Source organism: Paenibacillus dakarensis, from assembly GCF_001373415.1.
In the GTDB taxonomy this organism is placed as follows: domain Bacteria; phylum Bacillota; class Bacilli; order Paenibacillales; family Paenibacillaceae; genus Paenibacillus_AQ; species Paenibacillus_AQ dakarensis.
This window is the reverse complement of record NZ_CDSE01000053.1, coordinates 1-23,272: the sequence shown is the minus strand read 5'-3', so window position 1 is coordinate 23,272 and position 23,272 is coordinate 1. Positions and strand designations below refer to the sequence as shown.

The window sequence follows — 23,272 nt, the reverse complement described above, 5'->3', positions numbered from 1 at the left end:
GCCGGCTCCCTCACCTCCGGCAGTTGGCCGGGGGTGAGGGCGGTGTGCGGCGGCAACAGCCGTCCCGCCGCAAGAGCACGGTCCGCTTCCGCTTGCTGCAGTGCAGCATAGCGGGCGGAAGCGGACGACTGCGCCAGCAGCTCTGCGCGCTGGCGCGCAAGCCCTTCCAGGCGGACGGCAGCATCGTCGGCCGCCAGGACCCTAAGCTGATCGGCAAGCTCCGATACAGCCTTTCGATAGCTGGCCTTAATGTCCTCGGCCAGCTGCTTGCAGTAATTCAGCACATACTCGCCGGAAAGCACAGCATCTACATTCACGGAGCGTGTAATCTGCTCCTTCGATATCACAGGAAGGACCGCATCCATTGCTTCATCCCACTTCGAGCTCCACGTTTCGAAACGCTCTACATAAGGCTTCACTAAATTCCGAACATGCCACTCCACCTGTGCGGTTACCTGCTCTGACAATCGCGCATGAAACACATCCAGCCTGCGTGACTTTTCTTCCTCCGTTTTTGCGGAAGCAAACAAGAAGCCTTTCTTAAATCCACTGCGGCGGCTTTCCAGAAAGGCAAGTGCCAAATCCCTCAGCTCCGCAGGCATTAAATTAGCATTAGCAAGCAGATGATCAGCTTCTTGCCGCAGTCCTGTACGCAGCTCATCCGGAGATCTTCTGCACTGCTCCTGTTCCTGTTCGAGCTGTTTCATCCGGGCATTGAGGGCCGCTGCCGCTTCCTCGCCCCCCATTTCAGCAAGTAACTCCTCTTTCTCTTCCTGATGGCTGCGGACAAAAGCTTCCGTATGAAGCTGCACCGCATGTCTTACTGAGCATGCAATGCTGTAATCCAGAAGTGCCTCACGGCTGTTCAGGAGCTTCTGAATAACAGACTTCAGATCCTCCCATTGATTATAAGGATGATCCCATACCTTGAGTGAAACACACAGCAAGGACGTATAGCGAACCTTCCACTGGGCAAAAGCCTTCTTCACATCCTCCAGATACGAAGCCAGCTTAAGCTCCTCGTCACGATGCTTGTCAATTTGATTGACGATTAGGTACAGCGGCTTGCCCCAATCGGATAAGCTTTTAGCGAACATGAGATTGCTCTCAGACTGCACATGATTATAATCCATGACGTAGAACACCACATCAGCCATATGGAGAGCCGAATGCGTTGCTTTTCGGTGGCCGTCATCCGTTGAATCCACCCCCGGTGTATCCATAAGCACACCATGCTGCCCAAGGATTGGCACGTCATCCCATACTTCGATCGCTGAATACTCACCGCCTTCTTTACAATAGGCAGCAAGCTCCTCCACACTTACATTTATCGTCTCCCCCAGTCCACCGTCCGGGCGATGAATAACGGCCTTGGGAGCCCCGTCTCGAATGGTTACGACATTTGCACTGGTTGGAACGGGACCCGAAGGCAGTACCTTTTTTCCACACAACGCATTGATCATACTGGACTTTCCAGCTGAAAAGTGCCCGCAGAACGCAAGCGTCAATTCTCCGGCAGCCTGCTTACGAATCAAATCGTCCGTCAGAGCCGCTGTCGATTCGTCATTCCACTTCACAAATTGATCTTTAACAGCCTCTAAACCGCCGGTGCTGAATCCGGTTTCACGTTCAGTCAATACCTTCAATGTCATTCCTCGCTCCTATCCATCTAATCTATACCAAATGTCACATACTCTCAGATCATTTTATTGTAACATTGACAGCGTTTTAAAGAAATCACCCTTCCGCGGGTAAAATAAAAAAACGGCCCTTTTCAGGGCCGAATTTATTAAAGCAGCTCATATTTCTTAAGAAAGAGCTGCGCTCTCAGCTTCAGGAATAAGAATCTCAAATACGTTGCCATGCTGCAAAATGGTCAAACCTCTTGATTTATCACGCATAACAACCACTTCGGGTTTTTGGGACATACGTTCCAAATAATGCTCTGGCACTTCGCCCGAATGGCTGTATGTTACGCCTTCCACTTCTTTTTCTTCATTTTCATCAAGCTGGCTCTCTACCACTTGTTCAAAAACATCAGAGAACAATTCAAAGTTATCCGTGTAAACAGAGATGCATTTCATATTTAATCCCATCCTCTTTATCTTGTCTATTTCTTACTTACTTGCGGTTTGTTCCTTATTCTTCCTGACCTTGGACGTTTTCATACGCTTTTTTCCTTCACGGCATACATCGAGAAGCGGACATACCTGGCACTGTGGATTTTGCGCTTTACAGTGGTATCTGCCAAAAAAAATTAGCCTGTGATGAGTTAAGGTCCACTCTTCACGCGGCACCCGTTTCATCAGCTTTTTCTCCACTTCCAGCACGCTGTCATTCCACCCGGCTAAGCCGAGACGCTTGGATACACGTTCCACATGAGTATCCACCGCAATAGCAGGTACTCCAAAAGCGTTTGATACGACCACGTTCGCGGTTTTTCGCCCGACACCAGGCAGCTTAACGAGCTCATCATGGGCTTCCGGCACCTCACCGCCATACTGCTCAATTAATATACGGCAGAGATTCTGGATATGTTTTGCTTTATTGCGGTATAACCCGATCCGCCGGATATCCTGCTCCAGCTCTTCAATCGGAACAGAAATATAATCCAGTGGCGTTTTATATTTCTGAAACAAATCCTTCGTCACTTTATTAACTGTTTCATCCGTACACTGGGCTGACAACAGGACAGCGATGGTCAGCTCAAAAGCATTCTCATGATGTAATTCGCAGTGTGCATCCGGAAACATATTCTTAATCGTATCAAGTATATGCCGTACCGTGGCCGAGTTCATCATCGATCCCTCCCGCAAAAAAAAGTCTTGATGCGACAAAGCCCCGCATCAAGACGGTGTTCCTCGTGCTTTCAAGTGATAACTATTGTTTCACGATCTCCACAACGGCTCCGTTGCTGAAATACAGTACAATATTATCATCTTCTTTAAGGGATTGCACGGACAAGTTCTGGTCATTTTGATGAACATACATATTCGGGGATACCGGGAAACGGTTATTTTCGGTTGTATAAGATCGCTTCACCAGTACATCTCCATTCTCATAACGCCAGAATGTCCGGCTTAAGGAATCCAATACTTTCACAATTGTCGTTCCATCGATATCTTTACGAACTTCAACCCGATCATTGCCTGTAAGGCTGTTCAGATTGGTAGAAACGGCTCCTCCGCGAATTACCTTAACGGTGCCCGCTGCACTCACTTTCTCATTTCCAGCGTTAAATGTTCTTACGGTTAAAGCTGACCCGGCTGCGTCTACTTGGACAACCTGGCCAAGAGTTACTTTCACATATTGAACATTTCTTGCTGTCGTTCCTGCAAAGGTAACGTTGATCAGCGCTCCGGCACGAAGATCATGAATTCGGATTGCTTGTCCGTTTTCGTCGGTCATGACCGCTTTATCTGTGTAGAACTCACTTGTAATTCCTTCATTCTTCACACGTACACGATTCAAAGCAGGCTCCGTTGATACAACCTCAAACTGAATGGAGGTTTTGGCTTTCAAGCTGAACAAACTGTCCTGATTGCTTGATAACTCAGCGGATACTTCGTCCCCGATTTTGATATCGCTCATCGAAGCAACAGGTTTATTGTACAACTCTACCTTTGGCGTATTGTAAGGAATGGTAATGTTCTGACCGTTATAGGTCTGAATCGTTACTGTTTTGGACGATGAGTTGATTGCTGTTACTTTCCCGTCATATTTGTAGATGACTTCCAGGGAAAGCGCACGGTTGCCGATATAGCTTATATTAACCTTACGTCCTGCGCCCAAGAGTCCTTCAACAGCTGATAAGGTCGATCCCGATGAAGACTCCAGCTGGGTTTTGTCATCCAGAATAATGACTTTTGGCAGGCTCTTGTCATCACTAACCATCAGCCAGCGTTTCTTGGCATCATATGAAACGACCGTTACACCGTTCATCTTTTCCATTTGACGCCCTGTTACCTGGATTTTCGTAACCTTCTCTTCACCGTTAATGGTAAGCTCCACCTGGTCTCCCGCTGTTGAATCTGCAATCAGGTCACCAAGTACCGGTTGTGTGATGCCGCTGATCACCAGTTCAGGCTTCTCCGCCAAAAACTTCGTTTCCAATTGATTACTGTTATTACGTTTATAAGTAATCGTCTTTCCATTACCTTCTACGTTGTATAACATTGCTGAAACGGTACGGTCTACACTTTGATTGATTTCAATCTTCTGCAAAACGCTATTCTTCACCGTGTAGGTAACAACCGAGCCAGCTTTCAATTCAGAAGCATTAAGCAGTTGATTTTGATATTGAATCAGAGTACTGTCATCCCATTTATAAGTATCCACTGACAAGCTGGCTGAATCTTTAAATGAAATGGTTTTATTTACGGAATCCACAGATTGTACAGTGCCTGCTGCTGTTTTGTTAATCAGACCATTTGTCACACGAATCGAAATGATATGCTTCTGCGGTGTGAAGGTTTCACGCTCCACGGTAACTACGCTTCCGGAAACCAAGTTCTTCGGATCAATTGGATTTCCGTTTTGATCCAGGAATTTAGTTGCTGCATCATACGTTAACTCTTCAAACGTGTTGTTGGAATCAAACCAGATCACATTATTCGGAGACAATCTCGCATAAGTCCGTTCGAACGATTCTACCTTTTGTGTTCGATCTAGGATTTCCACATAGGCTGCTTTATTGTTTTGACCAATAACAACTACCTTGGTATAAGGCTTAATGTCAGAAATACTCAGTCGTTTGGCTGAATCCTTCTCGAAATATGTTGTTGACGCGTCAAGTGTAAACACACTTGGCTTACCATCGATATACAGCTCGAGCTTCCCGCTGTCTACCGATGAAACATATCCTTCATACTGATTGTCATAATTCGTTTCAATATGTGCCTGTGCACGGCTTAAGAATGTTGCCATCTGAGCTCTTGTAACCGCACCTTGCGGATCAAATTTATTCCCGCTGACGCCTTGAGCAAGACCCAGATTTACAGCTACATTCACATAACCGAGACGCTCAGCGGAAATTTTGGCGTTATCCGCAAAGCCCGTCGCTTTGTTCATTGATGCATTTGCATCAGCAGTGCGACCAATGGATCGTACCAATACCTCTAACACCCATTCCCGGGTTGCTTTCTTTGCTCCCCAAGTGACTTTGGTATCAGTGTAGGCAGATTCTTTCTTCTTGTCGAGCAGGCTTTGCTGAAGCGCCAACTTTACGTAAGGAACTGCATAATTGCTTACTTTCATATTTGTCGGTAATGTCGTATTCGTGCCGCTGCTGTCACTCGCTTGCTGATTTAAAAAGCGAATCGCCATCGTTACGGCTTCTTGCTGGCTCACCGGATCATTGGGACGGAACTTTCCGTTTTCACCCACAATAATTCGCTGTGCTGCAAGTTGATAAATATACTTTTCTGCCCAATAACCTGAATTAACATCACTAAAAAGATTTGGTACTGAAACAGGTGCATTCACTGTAGCTTGTCCACCAGAAGTTGGTGATGCAGCTGCGGCTGTTGAAGCCCCTGTTCCTAATACCAAAAAACCGGCCATGACGGCGGAGACCACTTTTTTGGAATGATATTGTTTGTTTTGATTGTATACCATTTTGTTTCCCCTCTCATATCTGCTGTTTCCTTAATATTCCTTAATTCGACAACAGATCGTGATCTCCTTCTAGCCGCCATTACCGAGTCTCGGGATTTTTTAACTCCACGTGACCCATCAGGCTGTCAACTTGTTCGCCGTCAACAAGCAGTTGAAGAGATTTTACTTCTTCAAATTGAAAGAATGTATTCTTGAGAGCATCTACTGCAAACATTTCTCCACCTGCGCCAAAGCGAGCCTCAGCCGGTATATGGAGATCAAGTGTCAGCTTTCCGTTATCCATGACAGAAGAATTTAAATCAGCCAACTCCCATAAAGGAAGCAGTTCTTCATTATCACTCGATTTCAAAGCTTTAAAAGCCTCACTATATTTCTCATTATCATCCTGGAACGTAATTTCAGCTGAACCCTTCTTCAGCTCCAGCATCTCCTGATCGGTATAGTATACGCCAATCGTCTCTGTTTTCTTTTCGTTTTCCGATTCTTCATTCGATGGAACATTGTTTTCACCCGAAGCGTTTGAAGATCCTGCCGGAGCGTTTTGCTCCGGTGTATTTCCGGGAGCAGCCTCGGGCTTTTGTCCACAACCTGCACTAAATACCATTAATGCTGCAAGTAATCCTATTGACCATAATTTTCTATTCATAAGCCCACCTCCTGAATACATTTCATCTTACGTCAATTTAACGGTTACAATTTCAAATATTCTTTCAGACCGACAACAATTGATTCTGCAACCCGATTTTGGAAAGTAGAATTAAATAGTTTAGCTTCATCATTCTTGTTACTAATAAAGCCCACCTCTAGCAGTACCGCTGGCATAGTCGTTTCACGAATAACATGGAAGTTTCCGTATTTAACCCCACGGTCCTTTAGCCCTGTAGCTTTGATCATATGTTTATGAATCGTATTGGCAAGTGCTACGCTGCTAACTCGCTCGTAGTAGGTTTCCGTACCTGACGCTGCAGAAGGTCCACTGTTTGCATGAATTGATACAAAAGCATCAGCCTTCAAATTGTTAGCAATTTTGGCACGATCCCTTAATTCAAGAAAAGTGTCATTGCTTCGTGTAAGCACCACATCAATATTATTTTCTCTTTCCAGCAGCTTGCCTACTTTCAGGGCAAGCGCAAGGGCAAAGTCTTTCTCTCTTCTATTAGAACTGCTTACAGCACCTGGGTCATGTGCTCCGTGTCCGGCATCAATGACAACGAGCTTCTTGCTTCCAGCGCCTGGTGGCGGAGCAGGGCTTGTCGACGTTGCATTCAGATCCACGATGAACACGCTTGAACCGTTTTGAGTACCGGATAACGTATAGTTCTTCGCGCGATTAAGATCCATTACAATCCGAACCGTTGAAGGCGAGTTGCTAAATAGCGAATACCTGATCTGCTTCACATCAGGATTTCCCGTTACGGTTAGGGTTCCATTCATTCCGGTACCAAGATTATTGCTGCTGCTGAATTTATCAGAAAATTTAGCATTAGCTACATCAATAACAATCCGGTCAGGGTTTGTCAATTTCGTAACCTTAGGGTTTACATAACCGGAAACAGCAACCATAAGCCGATTATCGCTAAAGCTTATCCCATTAATTGCAGCCAGTCCGTCATTGCCCGTAGTTCGGGTAATAAGATGTACTATTTTAAGCCTATTATCCCATTTCACATCATGTCCCATATTCTCACTAAGGAAACGGATCGGTACAATTGTAGTGCCTCCGCGTAGGATTGGGGCCATAGTCATGGTAGCGGATTTCCCGTTAATCTTGGCTGTTTTATTGCCAATTACCATCTCAATCGTAGTCCCGTCTTTTAGCACGGTAACCTTTTGAGTCGCTTTAGTCCATTTTACGGAATAGCCCAAATTTTCGGATACAACACGGATCGGAACCATTACTGTACCACTGATATTTTCCACCTTTACATCCGAGGATATTTTTAATGGATTGCCATCAAGATAAATCTTGGCACTATAAGAGCTCGCATCTGCACCATTAGGAAGAGCCGCCATAATGACAAACAGAAACAATAAAAAACCGAACTTCTTCATCCTTCACCCCTACCATCCTATTATTTTGCCATAGATTGGCGTTTTTGCATTCGGCTTTTCCGACATTACCCGACAAACTTTAGACGCTTCCTATTGATGAAAGTTGCGAATTCGCACCCTATTCACAAGAAAAACTCCTACTTCAGAAAGAAATAGGAGTTTAGTCTTTGTTTTTAAGAGAAATTAATATAGGACTTATTGACCAAATGATAGTTTAACGGGTCATTGGATGTTCCAGCATCACATGCCCCATTAGGCTTTCAATCTTCTTTCCCTCAACCAGAAGTTCAATCGATTTCACTTCATCAAATTGAAAATACGTATTTCTCAAGGCTTCAATTGCAAAAAGTTCACCGCCAGAACCAAGGTTAGCTTCATCGGGCTTCACAATATCCAGAGTCAGGGCACCTTCTTCAAACTTCACAGAGGTCAACTTGATCGAATCGTCCCATAATGGTACAAGCTGATCGTCTCCGCTTTGTTGGAGCCCCTCAAATGCCTTTTCATACTTATTTACTTCATCGGTATATGATATTTCTTTCGAGGCATCCTTCACCTCCATCAGATCCGGATCTGTGTAGTATAGCTTAATGCTTGCCTTTTTCTCCTGAGTTTCCGTGTTATTATTTTCAGCCTGTCCAGCTTGGGTGCCACCCGTCTTAGCTGGAGTGGTCTGATCTCCCTTATCAACAGGAGGCGTGACTTCTTTATCCACCTTCTCCAGGTCTTTAACCTGTTCGGGAGTTGTCGTTACCGGATCGTTAGGTGCAGCAGCCGGTTTCTGGCCGCATCCAGCACTAAAGACCAGGACAAGTGATAAAAGACCCGCAACCAAATACTTTCTGTTCATAGATTGTCCTCCTCTGTAGCTTAATTTCTAATTACATCATTGTACTTTAAGATATTCTTTAATGCCATTCACGATACCTTGTGCAACACGGTTCTGGAAATCTTCTTTATACATTTGCGCTTCGTCACTCTTATTGCTTAAAAATCCGACTTCCAGCAGAACCGCCGGCATCGAAGTATATTTCGTAACATAATAATCTGCGGTTTTCACACCACGGTCCTTGAAGCCTGTAGCCTTAATAAGATGCTTGTGAATGGTCTTAGCAAGGTTACCGCTCGCTTCGCCTTTGCCCTTGGTATAATACGTCTCCGTTCCACTAGGTGAGCTGGATGTATTGCTGTTTCCGTGAATGGACACGAATATATCCGCTTTTGCTTTATTTGCAAACGTAGTTCGGTCGCCAAGTTTCAGCGTAGAGTCACCACTGCGCGTCATAATTACATCGATATTCTTCTCTTTCTTGAGCAGCGCATCTACCTTTAACGCGATTGCCAAGGTTACCGCTTTCTCTCTCTTGCCTGTAACACTGCCAGCTCCAGGGTCGTTCCCTCCATGTCCGGCATCAATAACCACAAGCTTTTTGCCGTTTGAACCGATTGGAGGTGCGGTTGGAGGCGTGACTGGAGGTGTAATCTCTGAATCTATCACATTCAAATCTATGAATATTAACCCGTTATCAATAGAAACTGTGTAATTCTTGGCGTTTGATAAATTAATTACAACTCGTACTGTTGACGGTGAATCACTAAACAGCGCATATCGGATCAGCGATACATCCGGATATCCTGTTACAGCCAGCTCGCCACTGTTCTGAGTACTTAAAGTATGCTCATAACCGAATATTTCAGAAAAGGCGGTATTGGGTAAATCAACAACAATCCGGTTAGGGTTGTCCAATTTAAATACTTTAGGTGTAACGTAACCTGTTGTTGCAATCATCAGGCGATTATCGCTAAAGCTGATTCCATCTACAGTAGCGAGTGATCCTGGAGTGCCAGGCACTGAAGGAACCTGTGGATTCGAAGGAGTTCCTGGAGTCTCGGGATTAGGTTCCGCCGGGACTGAGCCTTCCCCGCCATTCGACCAAGGGTCTTTCGATATATCTGATGAGGACAAATATACTGCTTTCTTCTGATTGTCCCACTTTACATCCATTCCCATCTGGGTGCTTACAAAGCGAATCGGAACCATAGTGGTCTGGCCGCTAAGCACTGGTGTAACATTCATACTTACATGAGAGCCATCAATAAGTGCAGTCTTACTGCCAATCACCATCTTCACCGTGGTCATACTGTTCTGAACAGTAACGGACTGGCTGGATTTTTCCCAATCCACTTTAAATCCTAAATTTTCGGATACAACCCGAATTGGAATAAGAACACTATTATTTACATTAGCCACTTTCACACCGGACGACAAATTTAACTGCTCTCCATCTAAATAAATCTTAGCACTGGTCGAAGCTGCATCACCCAGTTTTGGAAACACTAGCAAGAAAACGACCAAAAACAACAGAAAACCTAACTTTTTCATGAATCCACCTCTATTATCCTTTGTTTAGCAAAAGCAAATCAGCGTTCCGCTGCAGGCAGCCCGGACACAAAATGACATGGAATCAAGCTCAACCTATCAAGAAAGCTGTATGTAGATTCATAATAACAGAAAAAACTTCCATTTCCTACACTGAAAATGGAAGTTTAATAATGTTGTAACCTTTTGTTGATAGAAATGAGAGATTATGCGAACAAACGATCTGCATGCTTCTTCTCGTATGCATCAATTTCACTTTCATGCTGAAGGGTCAGGCCGATATCATCCAATCCCTGAAGCAAAAATTGGCGGCGATGCTCATCCAGGTCAAAATCAATTCTTAATCCCTGCCCGTCGGTGATCGTCTTATTTTCCAAATCTACCGTAAGCTCGTAACCTTCCTGAGCAGCGGTTCGCTGGAATAAATCCTCCACTTGCTCCTCAGAAAGCTTTATAGGCAGAATTCCATTTTTGAAACAGTTATTATAGAAAATGTCTGCAAATGATGGTGCAATAACAACGCGGAACCCGTAATCCATAATTGCCCAAGGAGCATGCTCGCGTGAGGATCCGCATCCAAAGTTAGCCCGTGAGATCAATATGGAGGAGCCCTGATAACGAGGCTGATTCAGCGAGAAGCTGTCAATCACAGCTCCCTCTTCATCAAAACGCCATTCATAAAACAAGAACTGTCCAAATCCTGTCCGCTCAATACGCTTAAGGAATTGTTTAGGTATAATCGCATCCGTATCAACGTTTACCCGATCAACAGGCCCAACGATTCCGGTAATTTTAGTGAATGCTTGCATAGTATCTCCCTGCCTTTCTTAGACTAATGCTTCTTCTTTAATGAAATTCCAATCACGAACGTCAACAAAATGTCCTTTTACTGCTGCTGCAGCAGCCATAGCCGGAGATACAAGATGGGTTCTTCCGCCCCGTCCTTGACGACCTTCAAAGTTACGGTTCGATGTAGAGGCGCAGCGCTGTCCCGGCTTCAATACATCCGGATTCATTGCCAAACACATACTGCAGCCCGCTTCACGCCATTCGAAACCAGCTTCAACAAAGATTTTATCCAAGCCTTCTTTCTCTGCTTGAATTTTAACGCGGCCAGAACCAGGAACTACAATTGCCGTAACACGCTCTGCTACCTTGTGTCCTTTAGCTACGGCTGCAGCTGCCCGGAGATCTTCAATCCGTCCGTTCGTGCAAGAACCGATAAAGACATAATCAATTGGAATCTCTGACATTGGCGTTCCTGGCACAAGTGCCATATATTCAAGTGCTTTCTCAGCAGCTTTACGTTCATTTTCTGTAGCAAAATCAGCAGGATTCGGTACTGCTGAAGAGATATCGGTACCCATACCCGGGCTCGTACCCCAGGTTACCTGCGGGATCAGTGTTTCGACATTAAATTCAAGAACTGCATCGAACTGTGCCCCTTCATCAGTCACAAGCTCTTTCCAGGCTTCTACCATGCGGTCGTAGTCTTCTCCCTGAGGTACATGCTTACGGCCGCGCAGGTATTCGAAAGTAGTCTCATCAGGTGCGATCATACCCGCTCTTGCTCCGCCTTCGATGGACATATTACATACGGTCATGCGCTCTTCCATCGTTAGCTCACGAATAGCTTCTCCTGTATATTCGATAACGTAACCAGTTGCAAAATCTGTACCGTACTTCGCAATCACACCCAGAATCATATCCTTAGCCGTAACACCTGGGTTGCGCTTGCCTACGAAACGAACCTCCATCGTCTTCGCTTTCGCCTGCTGCAAACATTGGGTCGCCATTACATGCTCCACTTCGCTTGTTCCGATACCGAAGGCCAGAGCACCGAATGCACCATGTGTTGACGTATGGCTGTCACCGCACACAATCGTCTTCCCCGGATGTGTCAAGCCCAGCTCAGGACCCATAACGTGCACAACACCCTGGTCAATAGTGTCAAGATCGTACAGTGTTACCCCGAAATCACGACAGTTCTGAGTTAATGTGTCAATCTGCTGCTTAGAGATTGGATCCGTAATATTGAAACGATCCTTCGTTGGCACATTGTGATCCATCGTTGCAAATGTCAGTTCAGGACGGCGCACCTTGCGGCCGCTGAGACGAAGCCCTTCAAACGCCTGCGGTGAGGTTACTTCATGAACCAGATGCAGGTCGATATACAAAATGCCAGGCTTACCCTCTTCCTGATGAATGACATGATTATCCCAAATTTTTTCGAACATCGTCTTTTTACTCATCATATTCACCCCATTAATTCATTCGATCCGTGTGAAAAGAAAGATTTACCTTCCCCTTCGGTTGATTGTATTATATCTTCTCTAGGTTCATTGATCCAAGATATAAAATCTATAACAGTGATAGGTATAAGCTATAAGTTAAGCAGAATCCCTTGATCTTGCTTAATTCCTTCCAAACCGAGGAATTTAACTATATAATATAGTGACAATAATAGGCATTGCCTATAACGGAGTGATTCAGAATGGAATTGAGACAACTGCAGTACACACTGCAAATTGCCGCGGACAAAAATTTCTCCAGGGCCGCTGAGAAGCTGCATATTGCCCAGCCCTCGCTCAGTCAGCAGCTGTCCAAGCTTGAAAAAGAATTAGGTGTCCTGCTGTTTCAGCGTAATACGAGTGCAGTAGAGCTGACTCATGCTGGAGCAAGCTTTGTAGAACATGCCCAAAAAATTATGGACGCCGTAGAACAGCTTCGCCAGGAAATGTCCGATATCTCTCAGCTTCGAAAAGGAAAGGTTGTCATTGGCAGCATGCCAATAACAGGCTCACACCTGCTTCCGAGGGTGCTCCCAGTATTTAAGCAATCCTATCCTGATATCGAAATCATGCTGATGGAGGATTCAACATTAAATCTGGAAAAATTGACTGCCAGCGGCAAGGCCGACTTGAGCTTATTGTCCCTTCCGCTTACAGAACCTTCTTTATCCTGGGTCCCTATAGGTGAAGAAACGATTGATCTTGCTGTTCCGCCTGAGCATCCGCTTGCACTCTTCGCTGAGCAGCATCCCAATGAGCGGGTATCCTTGAGTCAATTAAAGGATGAACCATTCATTGTTCTTAAAAAAGGACAAGGTTTCCGCACACACACCTTCGAGCTTTGCAGAAAAGCCGGTTTTGAACCTAATGTAGTGTTTGAAAGCAATAACATCGAGACCATTCAATCCCTTGTGGCAACAGGAATGGGGGTAACGCTGGTTCCCCACTTCATCGCCCGTGCCAGAAGAAGTGAATTTGTTCCGGCGTATCTCAAACTTGCCGAACCAGTCCCGAGCCGTACCCTGGTGATCGCATACCGTAATGGAAGATATCTGTCCAAGGCAGCGGAAGCCTTCATCGAAACCTTCAAAGAAGTAATGAGTATACTTGCATCGGAAGACAGCAAGAATAAATCCTAAAGTCAATTTGAACATGAGATAGTACATCATATCCTATAAGAAAGAGGCTTTTCCGAACGAATATACCGTTCGGAAAAGCCTCTTCAATATGCCTACTGATTATTTACGCAAGTTATGCTGATCAATCAACCGGTTCTGCTCATCAGCAACTCTTGATTTCTCTGAAATCCCAGGATCATATCCATTTCCTCCACCAGTCACACCCTCAACAAAATTTCGGAACTGATTCTTCTGTTCTGCCAAATCCTCCTGATTGCTGTTGGTTTCATTCTTGTCGGTCATTAGCTGGACCTCCTTTACTAGGGAATACACATAGTTTACCCCTACATTTGGCGATGAAACCAAAAATTTCTTTGATGAATTTATAAATTATTTATATACAAATTCGGCCTCCGGTCTTCAAACACAGGGATCCGCTCGCGCACCGAATCGGTTAAGGATGCGTCCAGTTTCCCGGTTATTATCGCCTCTTCCTCTCCGCCTTCTGCAATGACCTCTCCCCAGGGATCAACGATCATCGAATGACCGAAGAATGACGTATCTCCGCTAATACCGACACGGTTGCAAGCAACCACATACATTTGGTTTTCAATAGCTCTGGCGATCAGTAGAGTTCTCCAATGATTCAAGCGGGGATGCGGCCATTCCGCCGGAACAAAGAGCACCTTTGCTCCCGCTAATGCCAGTAAGCGGGAGAGCTCCGGAAACCGGATATCGTAACATATTAAAGCGCCTCCGATCAGGCCCTCCTCCAGCTCAAACGTTACTGCCTTATTTCCGGCATGCAGATGCTTTTCCTCCTCCATAAGCCGAAAGAGATGTATTTTGGAATAGCTGGCAATTTGCTTACCTTCCCGATTAAATACGTACATCGTGTTATACACCCGATCACCGATTTTTTCAGCGACAGACCCGCCAATGATCTGAACGCTATGCTTTCGAGCAAACGAACTCAAGGCGGCTTTCGTCTTGAGACCATCCTGATCGGCAATTTCCTGAATCTGATCAAGCGCATAGCCGGTATTCCACATTTCCGGAAGTACAAGAATGTCTGGCTTAGGATCAGCCTTCATCGCTTTTTCCATCCACTCGAACAACCGTTTATCATTTCCGGCCGGATTACCAGCATCAATGTATGACTGAATGAGCGAAATATTCATCATGAATTCTCCCCTCTATCATGAATTGTAGTCATCATAGCTTCAGAGTGAGGCATTATCAAGTTCATTACCCGTTTCACTCTAAACTTATTATTTTGAAATCGATGATTTCTTGTGGTATTCTTGCAAGTAGTATAAGAACGCCCATACATAAACGCGACGACGGGACCAGTACGAAAGATCAAGCACGATCAGAGAGCGAATTCCTTAGGCTGCAAGAATTTGCCGTGACTTCTTTCCGAAACCTACCCCCGAGCGGCCTTGCCTTTGCAGGCAGGACAGTGCCTTCTGTTACAAGGCCCGAAAGCCGGATGAGAATCTCATCAATAAAGGTGGTACCGCGGAAGTTAGAACTTTCGTCCTTTGAATTATAAGGATGAAAGTTTTTTTATTATCCACACAAATCAATTTCTTCTTCGTTTAATAATGAGGCAGGTTGATTTCTACTACTATTCATAGAGGAAGTGATTGCGATGCCGTCACGCATCGTCGTTAAGATCGGAAGCAGCTCCCTGACTACAATTGAAGGAGGTTTGAATCTAGAAGCTATCGACTTTTATGCCGGCGAGCTTGCATCTCTCCGAGAAAATGGCCATGAAGTACTGCTTGTCACATCCGGTGCGGTTGCTGCCGGCTTCCGCAAAATAGGTTACAATATTCGTCCGCGGCTTCTGCATGAGAAGCAGGCTGCCGCAGCCGTTGGTCAGGCACTGCTTATGCGTTCCTACCAGAACGCCTTTGCTGCTCGGAATCTCATTGCCGGACAGATATTACTGACCAGAACCGATTTTGCCAACCGCAAGCGAATGAACAATGCAAGCATGACGATCGATGAATTGTTGAAGCAAGGAGTCATTCCCATTATTAATGAAAACGATACGGTCTCAATCGATGAGCTCAAGTTCGGGGATAACGATACCTTATCAGCTTTAGTAGCCAATCTTGTCCGTGCTCGTCAGCTGATTATATTGACGGATACCGACGGACTGTATACAGCAGACCCGAGAAAATCTCCCCATGCTGTACGTTTTGAAGAGGTTGAGGAAATTACAGATGAAATATACGCTATCGCCGGAGGAGCCGGCTCCTCCGTTGGAACAGGGGGAATGCGTTCCAAAATCGACGCAGCTAAAATCGCTACACGCGGCGGCGTCCCCGTATTTATCGGAAAAGCCGATGAACCTGGGGATCTGCTAAACACCTTGCTCTCCAAAGGCAAAGGCACTTACTTCGCAACACATTTGTCCTCGCTGCCAATGAAAAAGCAGTGGCTTGGATTTATGTCTACTCCTATCGGCCGGATCGTCGTTGATGAAGGTGCACAAGAGGCACTGGTTCATGGAGGCCATAGTCTTTTGCCGGTAGGTGTGAAACGCGTTGAGGGAAGCTTTCACGCGGGTGACGTTGTAGAGGTAATCAATGGTCACAATGAACAGCTAGGACGCGGAGTCGTCAATTATGATGATGATCAGCTTCGTAACGTGATTGGCTTGCCTAGTGGAGAGGTTATTTCAACCATCGGTGAAGTGCATCGGCTTGAGGTCATTCATCGTGATGAATGGATTACATTAAAATAATAGTTTAAATAATGAAGGAGGAAAAACCATGAGTGAAGTAAGAAGTAAAGCAGGATTAGCCAAAAATGTAACCTCCATACTGAATAAGCTGAGCACAGCGCAAAAAAATGAGGCGCTCCTGGCCATGGCTGATGCATTAGTAAGCCACACAGCTGACATCATGGAAGCAAACGCCGAGGATCTGCGCCGCGGCAAGGAATTGGGAACCTCTGCTTCCCTGCTGGATCGACTGGCATTAAATGAATCGCGGATCGAAGCCATTGCAGAAGGACTGCGGCAGATCGTCCAGCTGCCCGATCCTGTGGGAGATACACTTGAGACCATAGAGCGCCCGAATGGATTAATGATCCAGAAGACTCGCGTCCCTCTCGGTGTTATCGGTATTATCTATGAAGCTCGCCCTAATGTAACTGTAGACGCTGCAGGCCTTTGCCTGAAGACGGGAAATGCTGTTGTTCTGCGCGGGGGTTCTTCTGCTCTCTCATCCAACAAAAAAATTGTTGAGGTCCTTCATGAGGCTATGACTCTCACCGCTCTTCCAAAAGATGCATTACAGCTCATAGAAGACCCAAACCGTTCTTCTGTTGATGAAATGCTGAAACTGAACGGGCTGCTGGACGTTATTATTCCGCGTGGCGGAAGCTCTCTCATCCAGAATGTTGTTATGAATGCAACTGTCCCTGTCATTGAGACAGGTGCGGGCATTTGCCATACATATATCGATGCATCTGCGGACCCTGCTATGGCAGAAGCCATCAGCATTAATGCTAAAGTTCAGCGTCCATCCGTGTGTAATGCAATGGAGACGCTGCTCGTCCACGAGCAATATGCTAACGGGCATTTGGCTGATCTTGCCCAGAAGTTTCGTGATTCTGGCGTAGAGCTCCGTGGATGTGAAAAAACTTTGAAACTTGTACCATGGGCGACCCCGGCCTCGCCAGCTGATTATGCAACCGAGTATAATGATTATGTGCTGAATGTCAAAGTAGTAAGCAATGTGGAAGAGGCAATGGAACATATTGCTTCCTATGGTACGAAACACTCCGAGTGTATCGTAACCGAATCGCAGGAGAATGCAGAACGATTCCTGCAGGAAGTGGATGCAGCGGCTGTCTATCATAACGCATCCACCCGTTTTACAGACGGATTCGAATTCGGATTCGGCGCCGAGATTGGAATCAGCACGCAAAAGCTTCACGCGCGCGGCCCAATGGGATTACCAGCCCTCACATCCGCTAAATATGTGATCCATGGCAATGGTCAAATCCGCCAATAAAATCCTTGAAGGAGGAACTAACTTATGTGTCAAACTCCACAGAATCGACCCCTCATTGAAAAGGCAATCACCTTCTACGGTGCGGGCTCTATGGCTGAAGCTATAGTACGCGGTCTCACCAGCCGTTCGGTCATGCGTCCTGAGAATATTATGATGCTGAACCGAAGCAATAAGCAGCGCCTCCTGGAACTCCAGGATCGCTATGGTATTAAAGGGAATAATGACCCGCAGGAGAAAATAGAAATTCTGAAATCATCTCCGGTTATCGTGCTTGCAATGAAACCTAAGGATGCTGCAAAAGTGCTAAAAGAACTGGGCCCGTTATTGTCAGAGGATCAGCTGATTGTATCCGTTATTGCAGGTCTCTCGATCCAGACCACCCAGAATTTACTAGGTAAAAATCAGCCGATTGCCCGTACCATGCCGAATACTTCAAGTTCAATCGGGCTCGGTTCAACCGGTATCTCCTTCTCTAAAGAAATCAATGAAGGCATGCGCCACCTTGTCATGACCCTGTTCGAGGCAGTCGGAGATGTCACTGTCATTGAGGAAGAGAAGATGGATATCCTTACCGGCATATCCGGAAGCGGTCCAGCTTATTTTTACTACATGATGGAAGCTATGACTGCGGCCGGTATTCGGGGCGGTCTCACAGCGGAGCAGAGCAGAGAACTCACACTTCAGACGATCTTGGGTGCTGCCCGCATGGTGCAGGTAACGGGCGAAAATCCTTCTGCACTGCGCGCTAAAATTACGTCGCCGAACGGCTCAACTCAAGCTGCTCTTGAAACGTTGGATCAAGGGGACTTTTTCGAGACAGTGATAGCCGCTGTCAACCGTTGTGCCGAGCGCTCCCGCGAGATGGGTGCTGCACTGAAAGAACAATCCTCATAATTTACATCTTCGACAAAAACAGCACTTGAAGCGTAGGGAGAAAAATCATCTTCCTACAGCAAAAAAAAAATGTAAAACGAACCTGATTGGCTCGTTTTACATTTTTTTATTGTACATCCTTTTACCCGGTATCTATCGCCTTGATTGTTCATTTCCTTGTTGATCACGTACAATAACCTTTAACGAAGAAGGGACAGACACCGTTACATCAAGCTTATTATAGCCTCTGTTCAGCCGGCTGTGCGGAGGCTCCGATACATTAATATACAGCACATTCCCCGCTTGTCTGGTCTGAATAAGAGAAGATAAGTAGTCCTCTTTCTTAAGTAAATCAGATTCGGTTGTATTCAAGCTTCCGAATACAAGCAGCTTGCTTGAACTACTGGAATCCGTCTTCACATGATAGATGTCGTTCCCCTGCACAATGACTTTCGTAACCCCTTTGGGCACATTCATATCGATCTCAGGCAGTTGAACGGTTTCGTAAACCGCACCTGTCTCTTTTCGAATAAGATCCAATAAGCCAGTAGAACTAAGGGCAGCCATCCCCAAGCAGCAAATCGTCAAAAATCCGATGATCAAAATACTGAATACATCATATTTCACATATTCGCCTTTGCGGAAAAACAATGTATACCCCACAATTTCTAAGCCTAGCATGATGAAAATAATGGGCCACCATTTCAGTGCAGATTCCAGCAGCTCCGGACCTTTCCACTGGGCAATCAAAACGGATATGCCTAAGAACAGGAGAGAGATTCCCATTGAGAGTGTCCCTACTCTCCACTGACGAACCGATGTACGTGGAGCGGGTTGGCTGCCTGCCAAATCATTATTCTGATTCACGATATGCTCCCCCCTCTCCCGGTTTGGCTTTCTTGGATCCCATCATAAGCTTAATCCCTCCGCCTATTAGCACAACGGCCACGATTCCCGTCTTCAGGAAACTTCGGATATGGTAACTAATCTGGGCATCCGGGAATTGTGTTTCCAGGTAAGGCAGAACGACACTCGAAAATATGAAGTAGACTCCAAGGAGCAGCAAGCCTAGTCCAAGCCATTTTTGATGATTCGCAAAGCCCCCGATCACAGGTGTATCACGCAGAGGCTCACGCCCGTAGCGGCTTACCTGCTGCAGCCCGTCAAAGAAACAGTAGAACCAGATCAGCGGAATTAGAAAAAAGAACAAGGTCAATCTCAATACATCCATCACATAAATACTGCCAAGGAACAGGACCATCATCTGTAATCCCCGTTTCTGAAGGCCTAGATACATCTGTCCGGCACCGGGAAAGGCAGAGAGAAGCGTTGCAAATACTTTACTCCGGCGTCCTTCCTCACGGCTGGATTCCAATTCTTCAAATAATGTGCGGTCTTGAAGCATTTCTCCGGCCTGCTTGCGGTGAACCAGCTGAACAACATCAAACATGCAGTACAACCATATGATTGGAAGCATGCCGAGAAATAGCAGGAATACAGACTCATTCGTTAATCCCGCCAGAAACATCATAATCGTTGCCAATCCAAAGAATGCGATCAGGAACGACAAGCCCCTCTGCATCAAACCCAGTTGAAAATGTCCCAAGCCCGGAATGAATGATAACAAGATGGTGTAGAAGCGTTCCGAGTCATCATTCTTATCCTGTGGGATCTCGATCGGCCGACCATATTGATCGTGAACAATCATGGTTGGTGTCTGTCTTAGCAGAGCAATTAACAGATCCAGCATGCTGATTCCCCATATGAATAATGCGCCGAAAAAACCGATAAATAATATTTCCTCAGTACCGGATATAATCCCAAGAACTACAGCAGCCATCAACATACCAAAAAACATCACCGGGTACAGAAGCGCTCTTCCTCTTCTTCCCAAGTAGTAGTGGCCTAATCCTGGTATCACATTCAGGATGAAGGCTAACCCTTTATTTCGTTGCGGTTGCACAATGCATCTTCCTTTCAAAAATTATGATCTGATTTATCGTTTAACGTCCCATTAGCTCGTCAAGCCAGCTTGTCGTGTGTTCCATTAATTGTTCGCTGTAGGAAGGAGCTGAGGATGTATTCGCCTTAAGCTCCAGATCTCCCGGAAACAGTCTGTCAAATGCTCCGGAGAACATAAATACCAGCGTAATGGAAGCGGCCACCGTATAATGAAACCATGCGTTTTCATACCAACGATGCGGCTTGCCAGATGTATTCGGAACAACCTGGGCTCGGTAAGGAACAATCTCTTCATCCGCCATTATTCGATCTGCGAACGCTTCGGGAGAATCCATCACAGGAAGCTCACTATCCATCTCTGACAGGACCTGCATATACACTTCCAGAACTTCATCATTTGACAGCATGAGCTCTTCCCAGCAAATTGCTTCTTCAGATGAACACTCTCCCTTGAGGTAACGCTTGGCATCCGCTCTCCAATCCGTATTCGCCTGGTTCATCTCCATTCCTCCTCCTTCCATGATTTTCGTATCCACTGTCTTGCTCTGTACAGCTTGGATTCAACGGTCTTCACGGTGACTCCAAGCTCTGACGCAATCTGCTCGTAATTTTTCTCCTCCAAGTAAAAGGCGGTTATAACTTCACGGTGGTTATCCGGCAGATTCTGTACCTTTTCCCTGAGGTGCTGCTTCTTCTCCTGATGGATTAAGATGCTGAGTGTATCCTTGTCCCGGGAAGGAATCCGTTCAAGAGCATCATTCAGATCTCCCTGTTCTTCAGAAGCGCGTCTGGCAAGCTTACGTTTTATATCAATCGATTTATTCAGCGTAATGCGTGTAATCCATGTCTTAAAGCCTTCCGAGCGGTATTGAGGGAGAGCTTTAAACACTTGGACAAACACTTCTTGTGACGCATCCTCTGCTTCCTTAGTATCCCTTAGAACGGAATAAGCGGTATGGAATACGTGCTGGCTGTACAGGTTTACAAGTTCCCGAAATGCTTCCTGTTCACCCTGCAGAATACGCGTAATTAATCTTTCAGTTTCAATTGCTCTCCCCTCCTTCCCGTTATTAATAGACGCACGATTCTGAAGCAACCCTGCATAATTTAAAAAATATTTTAAAAATAAAAAAAGAACGCCGTTAAGGCGTCCTTCTAATTATACTAGTATTCGTCTTTTTCACTATGATTTTTTCTGACAGTCCCCTGTAACCTTTGCATGGTCCAATCACCCGCCACCGCTGATAAAGGCACTATGACAAGCACGAACACAACAAGGGACAGCACTTCTGAAGTAGGTGGATTCGAAGGGACCCAGCTCTCCCACATCCAGCTGTAAATGAAATAGAATATACACAAATATACAATCATAATGAATGCAAACAAAAATTTCTCTTTACGACTTTCCATCTAACAGCCTCCTTGATGTGATGATTCATGATGTTCGGAAAGTATTCGTATCCTGGTCGAACTTTGTCAGCAAAGAACCTTGTCCAACCATGGACAGCTGTTCAGTTTGTTTATTCATGTATGGATAATTATCGGTACATTACATTTCCTCATAAAGATTCGTTGACAGATATCGTTCACCGCTGTCAGGCAGCAGTACAACAATATTCTTATCCTTATTCTCCGGCTTGCTCGCGAGCTGCATCGCTGCATATGCCGCCGCACCCGATGAAATCCCTACTAAGAGACCTTCGGTCTTGGCGAGCTCTCTTGAGGTCTCGATTGCTTCGTTATTGGTTATGGTCACGATCTCATCAACAAATGCGCGGTTGAAGTTCCCGGGAATAAAGCCGGCACCGATTCCCTGAATCTGATGCGCACCACGCTGTCCTCCGGACAATACAGGGGAATCTGCAGGCTCTACAGCAACGATCTTGACATTCGGGTTCTTCTGTTTAAGCACTTCACCGACTCCTGAGATCGTTCCGCCTGTACCTACACCCGCTACGAGAATATCCACTTCACCGTTCATGTCACGCCAAATTTCCTCGGCTGTTGTCTTGCGATGAATGGCTGGATTTGCAGGATTCTCAAACTGTTGGGGAAGAAATGAACCTGGTGTCGAAGCTGCGATTTCTTCGGCCCGTCTTATGGCACCTGACATTCCTTCGTTAGCAGGAGTCAATATAAGCTCAGCTCCCAGCGCAGCCAGCAGCTTCCTGCGTTCCATGCTAAAGCTTTCAGGTAGTGTAATAATAAGCTTATATCCTAGCGCTGCCGCAGCAAATGCAAGTCCTACGCCGGTATTTCCGCTCGTAGGCTCAACGATGACAGAGCCTGGCTTTAAGAGTCCCTTCTCTTCAGCATCTTTAATCATGGCGAAACCGATGCGGTCCTTTACACTTCCGGCAGGATTGAAATATTCCAATTTAGCAATCACCTTGCCTTGCAGGCGATGCTTCTCATTAAAGTTAGATAGTTCAAGCAGTGGGGTATTTCCGATAAGTTCTGTTAGATTTTTTGCGATTCCAGACATGGTCTTACCTCCAATATGTGTGATCTCTACCTTTAACTTTACCATTCCTAAAGACAAAAAACAAAAAAACTCCTCTAAACATAGCGGATCACTGTATAATTAAATAATCATCCCGCTAAGCACAAAAAGAACATTTATGATAAAATGCATCACAATTACAGGCAGCAAGCCTTGCGACCTAACTGCGGTCGCAGACATCATCATTCCAAAAACCGCAAATAACAGACATACCCACCACGAAAAACCTAAATGAAAATGATAGAAGCCAAATCCGGCTCCGGCGATAAGTATCCCTTTAAGCTCTCCTGCAATTTGTATGAAACTGTTAAGTATGTATCCGCGCCACACAACCTCTTCGAGAACTGCATTTATCAATGAAAAGCAGAAAGCATACAGTAGTAATTGACCCAAATCCGGTATGCTCCAATCAATAAACCAAGCAAATGAGAAGACAGTTATGC

23 protein-coding genes and 1 other annotated feature are annotated in these 23,272 nt (G+C 45.6%); of the genes, 4 read left to right on the top strand and 19 right to left on the bottom strand.

Features of this window, described 5'->3' with window-relative positions; all coding sequences use genetic code 11:
- The 10 genes from BN1234_RS14525 to leuC all read right to left on the bottom strand — a co-directional run.
- The coding region (locus BN1234_RS14525) for a dynamin family protein (protein ID WP_170308052.1) at positions 1-1,652 on the bottom strand (1,652 nt) is incomplete at its 3' end.
- A 156-nt stretch (positions 1,653-1,808) separates the two neighbouring features.
- Positions 1,809-2,084 carry a hypothetical protein gene (locus BN1234_RS14520; protein WP_054957386.1) on the bottom strand — a complete coding sequence of 92 codons (276 nt, stop codon included), beginning with the start codon at positions 2,082-2,084 and terminating at the stop codon, positions 1,809-1,811.
- Positions 2,085-2,117: 33 nt separating this feature from the next.
- Complete coding sequence (gene nth / locus BN1234_RS14515) at positions 2,118-2,798, bottom strand: endonuclease III (RefSeq protein ID WP_054957385.1); 681 nt, start codon at positions 2,796-2,798, stop codon at positions 2,118-2,120.
- Between the two features lie 82 nt (positions 2,799-2,880).
- Entirely contained in the window at positions 2,881-5,616 is a 2,736-nt protein-coding gene (locus BN1234_RS14510) for an S-layer homology domain-containing protein (protein ID WP_054957384.1), read from the bottom strand.
- 79 nt (positions 5,617-5,695) lie between these two features.
- The gene (locus tag BN1234_RS14505) at positions 5,696-6,262 is read right to left on the bottom strand and encodes a GerMN domain-containing protein (RefSeq protein ID WP_054957383.1); all 567 of its coding nucleotides are present in this window, start codon (positions 6,260-6,262) and stop codon (positions 5,696-5,698) included.
- A 44-nt stretch (positions 6,263-6,306) separates the two neighbouring features.
- On the bottom strand, positions 6,307-7,668 hold the full coding sequence (locus BN1234_RS14500; RefSeq protein ID WP_054957382.1) for an N-acetylmuramoyl-L-alanine amidase family protein: 1,362 nt from the start codon (positions 7,666-7,668) through the stop codon (positions 6,307-6,309).
- 214 nt (positions 7,669-7,882) lie between these two features.
- Positions 7,883-8,518: a GerMN domain-containing protein gene (locus BN1234_RS14495; protein ID WP_054957381.1), complete on the bottom strand. Its 636-nt coding sequence runs from the start codon at positions 8,516-8,518 to the stop codon at positions 7,883-7,885.
- Between the two features lie 36 nt (positions 8,519-8,554).
- Positions 8,555-10,051 carry an N-acetylmuramoyl-L-alanine amidase family protein gene (locus tag BN1234_RS14490; protein ID WP_054957380.1) on the bottom strand — a complete coding sequence of 499 codons (1,497 nt, stop codon included), beginning with the start codon at positions 10,049-10,051 and terminating at the stop codon, positions 8,555-8,557.
- A gap of 203 nt (positions 10,052-10,254) precedes the next feature.
- The gene (leuD, locus tag BN1234_RS14485; protein WP_054957379.1) at positions 10,255-10,857 is read right to left on the bottom strand and encodes a 3-isopropylmalate dehydratase small subunit; all 603 of its coding nucleotides are present in this window, start codon (positions 10,855-10,857) and stop codon (positions 10,255-10,257) included.
- Between the two features lie 18 nt (positions 10,858-10,875).
- Positions 10,876-12,300: a 3-isopropylmalate dehydratase large subunit gene (leuC, locus tag BN1234_RS14480; RefSeq protein ID WP_054957378.1), complete on the bottom strand. Its 1,425-nt coding sequence runs from the start codon at positions 12,298-12,300 to the stop codon at positions 10,876-10,878.
- Positions 12,301-12,542: 242 nt separating this feature from the next.
- Here leuC and BN1234_RS14475 point away from each other — a divergent pair, with 242 nt between their 5' ends.
- The gene (locus tag BN1234_RS14475; RefSeq protein WP_054957377.1) at positions 12,543-13,478 is read left to right on the top strand and encodes a LysR family transcriptional regulator; all 936 of its coding nucleotides are present in this window, start codon (positions 12,543-12,545) and stop codon (positions 13,476-13,478) included.
- A 99-nt stretch (positions 13,479-13,577) separates the two neighbouring features.
- Here BN1234_RS14475 and BN1234_RS14470 read toward each other — a convergent pair whose 3' ends face one another.
- Together BN1234_RS14470 and BN1234_RS14465 are read right to left on the bottom strand one after the other, a co-directional pair.
- On the bottom strand, positions 13,578-13,760 hold the full coding sequence (locus BN1234_RS14470; RefSeq protein ID WP_054957376.1) for a hypothetical protein: 183 nt from the start codon (positions 13,758-13,760) through the stop codon (positions 13,578-13,580).
- Between the two features lie 80 nt (positions 13,761-13,840).
- Positions 13,841-14,641 (bottom strand): carbon-nitrogen family hydrolase, encoded by an 801-nt coding sequence (locus BN1234_RS14465; protein WP_054957375.1) that lies wholly within the window; start codon positions 14,639-14,641, stop codon positions 13,841-13,843.
- A gap of 147 nt (positions 14,642-14,788) precedes the next feature.
- Positions 14,789-15,005: a binding site (T-box leader), on the top strand.
- Positions 15,006-15,111: 106 nt separating this feature from the next.
- Between BN1234_RS14465 and proB the strand changes: the two genes are divergently transcribed.
- The 3 genes from proB to proC are packed head-to-tail and all read left to right on the top strand — an operon-like array spanning position 15,112 to position 18,385.
- A complete protein-coding gene (proB, locus tag BN1234_RS14460; protein ID WP_054957374.1) occupies positions 15,112-16,215 on the top strand; it encodes a glutamate 5-kinase in 1,104 nt (367 codons plus the stop codon).
- 28 nt (positions 16,216-16,243) lie between these two features.
- Positions 16,244-17,491 (top strand): glutamate-5-semialdehyde dehydrogenase, encoded by a 1,248-nt coding sequence (locus tag BN1234_RS14455; RefSeq protein ID WP_054957373.1) that lies wholly within the window; start codon positions 16,244-16,246, stop codon positions 17,489-17,491.
- Positions 17,492-17,515: 24 nt separating this feature from the next.
- Positions 17,516-18,385 carry a pyrroline-5-carboxylate reductase gene (gene proC / locus BN1234_RS14450; protein ID WP_054957372.1) on the top strand — a complete coding sequence of 290 codons (870 nt, stop codon included), beginning with the start codon at positions 17,516-17,518 and terminating at the stop codon, positions 18,383-18,385.
- A gap of 132 nt (positions 18,386-18,517) precedes the next feature.
- Here proC and BN1234_RS14445 read toward each other — a convergent pair whose 3' ends face one another.
- From BN1234_RS14445 to BN1234_RS14415, 7 genes are all read right to left on the bottom strand, one after another.
- Positions 18,518-19,231, bottom strand: a complete 714-nt coding sequence (locus BN1234_RS14445; RefSeq protein WP_054957371.1) for a hypothetical protein — start codon at positions 19,229-19,231, stop codon at positions 18,518-18,520.
- Complete coding sequence (locus BN1234_RS14440; protein ID WP_054957370.1) at positions 19,218-20,327, bottom strand: hypothetical protein; 1,110 nt, start codon at positions 20,325-20,327, stop codon at positions 19,218-19,220. The genes BN1234_RS14445 and BN1234_RS14440 overlap by 14 nt, the downstream gene beginning before the upstream one ends.
- 40 nt (positions 20,328-20,367) lie before the next feature.
- The gene (locus BN1234_RS14435) at positions 20,368-20,826 is read right to left on the bottom strand and encodes a hypothetical protein (RefSeq protein ID WP_054957369.1); all 459 of its coding nucleotides are present in this window, start codon (positions 20,824-20,826) and stop codon (positions 20,368-20,370) included.
- Positions 20,823-21,422: an RNA polymerase sigma factor gene (locus tag BN1234_RS14430; protein ID WP_170308051.1), complete on the bottom strand. Its 600-nt coding sequence runs from the start codon at positions 21,420-21,422 to the stop codon at positions 20,823-20,825. The genes BN1234_RS14435 and BN1234_RS14430 overlap by 4 nt, the downstream gene beginning before the upstream one ends.
- A 68-nt stretch (positions 21,423-21,490) precedes the next feature.
- A complete protein-coding gene (locus BN1234_RS14425; RefSeq protein WP_054957368.1) occupies positions 21,491-21,736 on the bottom strand; it encodes a hypothetical protein in 246 nt (81 codons plus the stop codon).
- Positions 21,737-21,875: 139 nt separating this feature from the next.
- The gene (cysK, locus tag BN1234_RS14420) at positions 21,876-22,811 is read right to left on the bottom strand and encodes a cysteine synthase A (protein WP_054957367.1); all 936 of its coding nucleotides are present in this window, start codon (positions 22,809-22,811) and stop codon (positions 21,876-21,878) included.
- Positions 22,812-22,910: 99 nt separating this feature from the next.
- On the bottom strand, positions 22,911-23,272 hold a 362-nt coding region (locus BN1234_RS14415), incomplete at its 5' end, for a CPBP family intramembrane glutamic endopeptidase (protein ID WP_156337222.1).

What these genes read in the sequence shown, in the direction of transcription:
- BN1234_RS14520 (WP_054957386.1), bottom strand. Translation starts at nt 2,084, where the DNA reads ATGAAATGCATCTCTGTTTACACGGATAACTTTGAATTGTTCTCTGAT.
- nth (WP_054957385.1), bottom strand. Translation starts at nt 2,798, where the DNA reads ATGAACTCGGCCACGGTACGGCATATACTTGATACGATTAAGAATATG.
- BN1234_RS14510 (WP_054957384.1), bottom strand. Translation starts at nt 5,616, where the DNA reads ATGGTATACAATCAAAACAAACAATATCATTCCAAAAAAGTGGTCTCC.
- BN1234_RS14505 (WP_054957383.1), bottom strand. Translation starts at nt 6,262, where the DNA reads ATGAATAGAAAATTATGGTCAATAGGATTACTTGCAGCATTAATGGTA.
- BN1234_RS14500 (WP_054957382.1), bottom strand. Translation starts at nt 7,668, where the DNA reads ATGAAGAAGTTCGGTTTTTTATTGTTTCTGTTTGTCATTATGGCGGCT.
- BN1234_RS14495 (WP_054957381.1), bottom strand. Translation starts at nt 8,518, where the DNA reads ATGAACAGAAAGTATTTGGTTGCGGGTCTTTTATCACTTGTCCTGGTC.
- BN1234_RS14490 (WP_054957380.1), bottom strand. Translation starts at nt 10,051, where the DNA reads ATGAAAAAGTTAGGTTTTCTGTTGTTTTTGGTCGTTTTCTTGCTAGTG.
- leuD (WP_054957379.1), bottom strand. Translation starts at nt 10,857, where the DNA reads ATGCAAGCATTCACTAAAATTACCGGAATCGTTGGGCCTGTTGATCGG.
- leuC (WP_054957378.1), bottom strand. Translation starts at nt 12,300, where the DNA reads ATGAGTAAAAAGACGATGTTCGAAAAAATTTGGGATAATCATGTCATT.
- BN1234_RS14475 (WP_054957377.1), top strand. Translation starts at nt 12,543, where the DNA reads ATGGAATTGAGACAACTGCAGTACACACTGCAAATTGCCGCGGACAAA.
- BN1234_RS14470 (WP_054957376.1), bottom strand. Translation starts at nt 13,760, where the DNA reads ATGACCGACAAGAATGAAACCAACAGCAATCAGGAGGATTTGGCAGAA.
- BN1234_RS14465 (WP_054957375.1), bottom strand. Translation starts at nt 14,641, where the DNA reads ATGATGAATATTTCGCTCATTCAGTCATACATTGATGCTGGTAATCCG.
- proB (WP_054957374.1), top strand. Translation starts at nt 15,112, where the DNA reads ATGCCGTCACGCATCGTCGTTAAGATCGGAAGCAGCTCCCTGACTACA.
- BN1234_RS14455 (WP_054957373.1), top strand. Translation starts at nt 16,244, where the DNA reads ATGAGTGAAGTAAGAAGTAAAGCAGGATTAGCCAAAAATGTAACCTCC.
- proC (WP_054957372.1), top strand. Translation starts at nt 17,516, where the DNA reads ATGTGTCAAACTCCACAGAATCGACCCCTCATTGAAAAGGCAATCACC.
- BN1234_RS14435 (WP_054957369.1), bottom strand. Translation starts at nt 20,826, where the DNA reads ATGAACCAGGCGAATACGGATTGGAGAGCGGATGCCAAGCGTTACCTC.
- BN1234_RS14425 (WP_054957368.1), bottom strand. Translation starts at nt 21,736, where the DNA reads ATGGAAAGTCGTAAAGAGAAATTTTTGTTTGCATTCATTATGATTGTA.
- cysK (WP_054957367.1), bottom strand. Translation starts at nt 22,811, where the DNA reads ATGTCTGGAATCGCAAAAAATCTAACAGAACTTATCGGAAATACCCCA.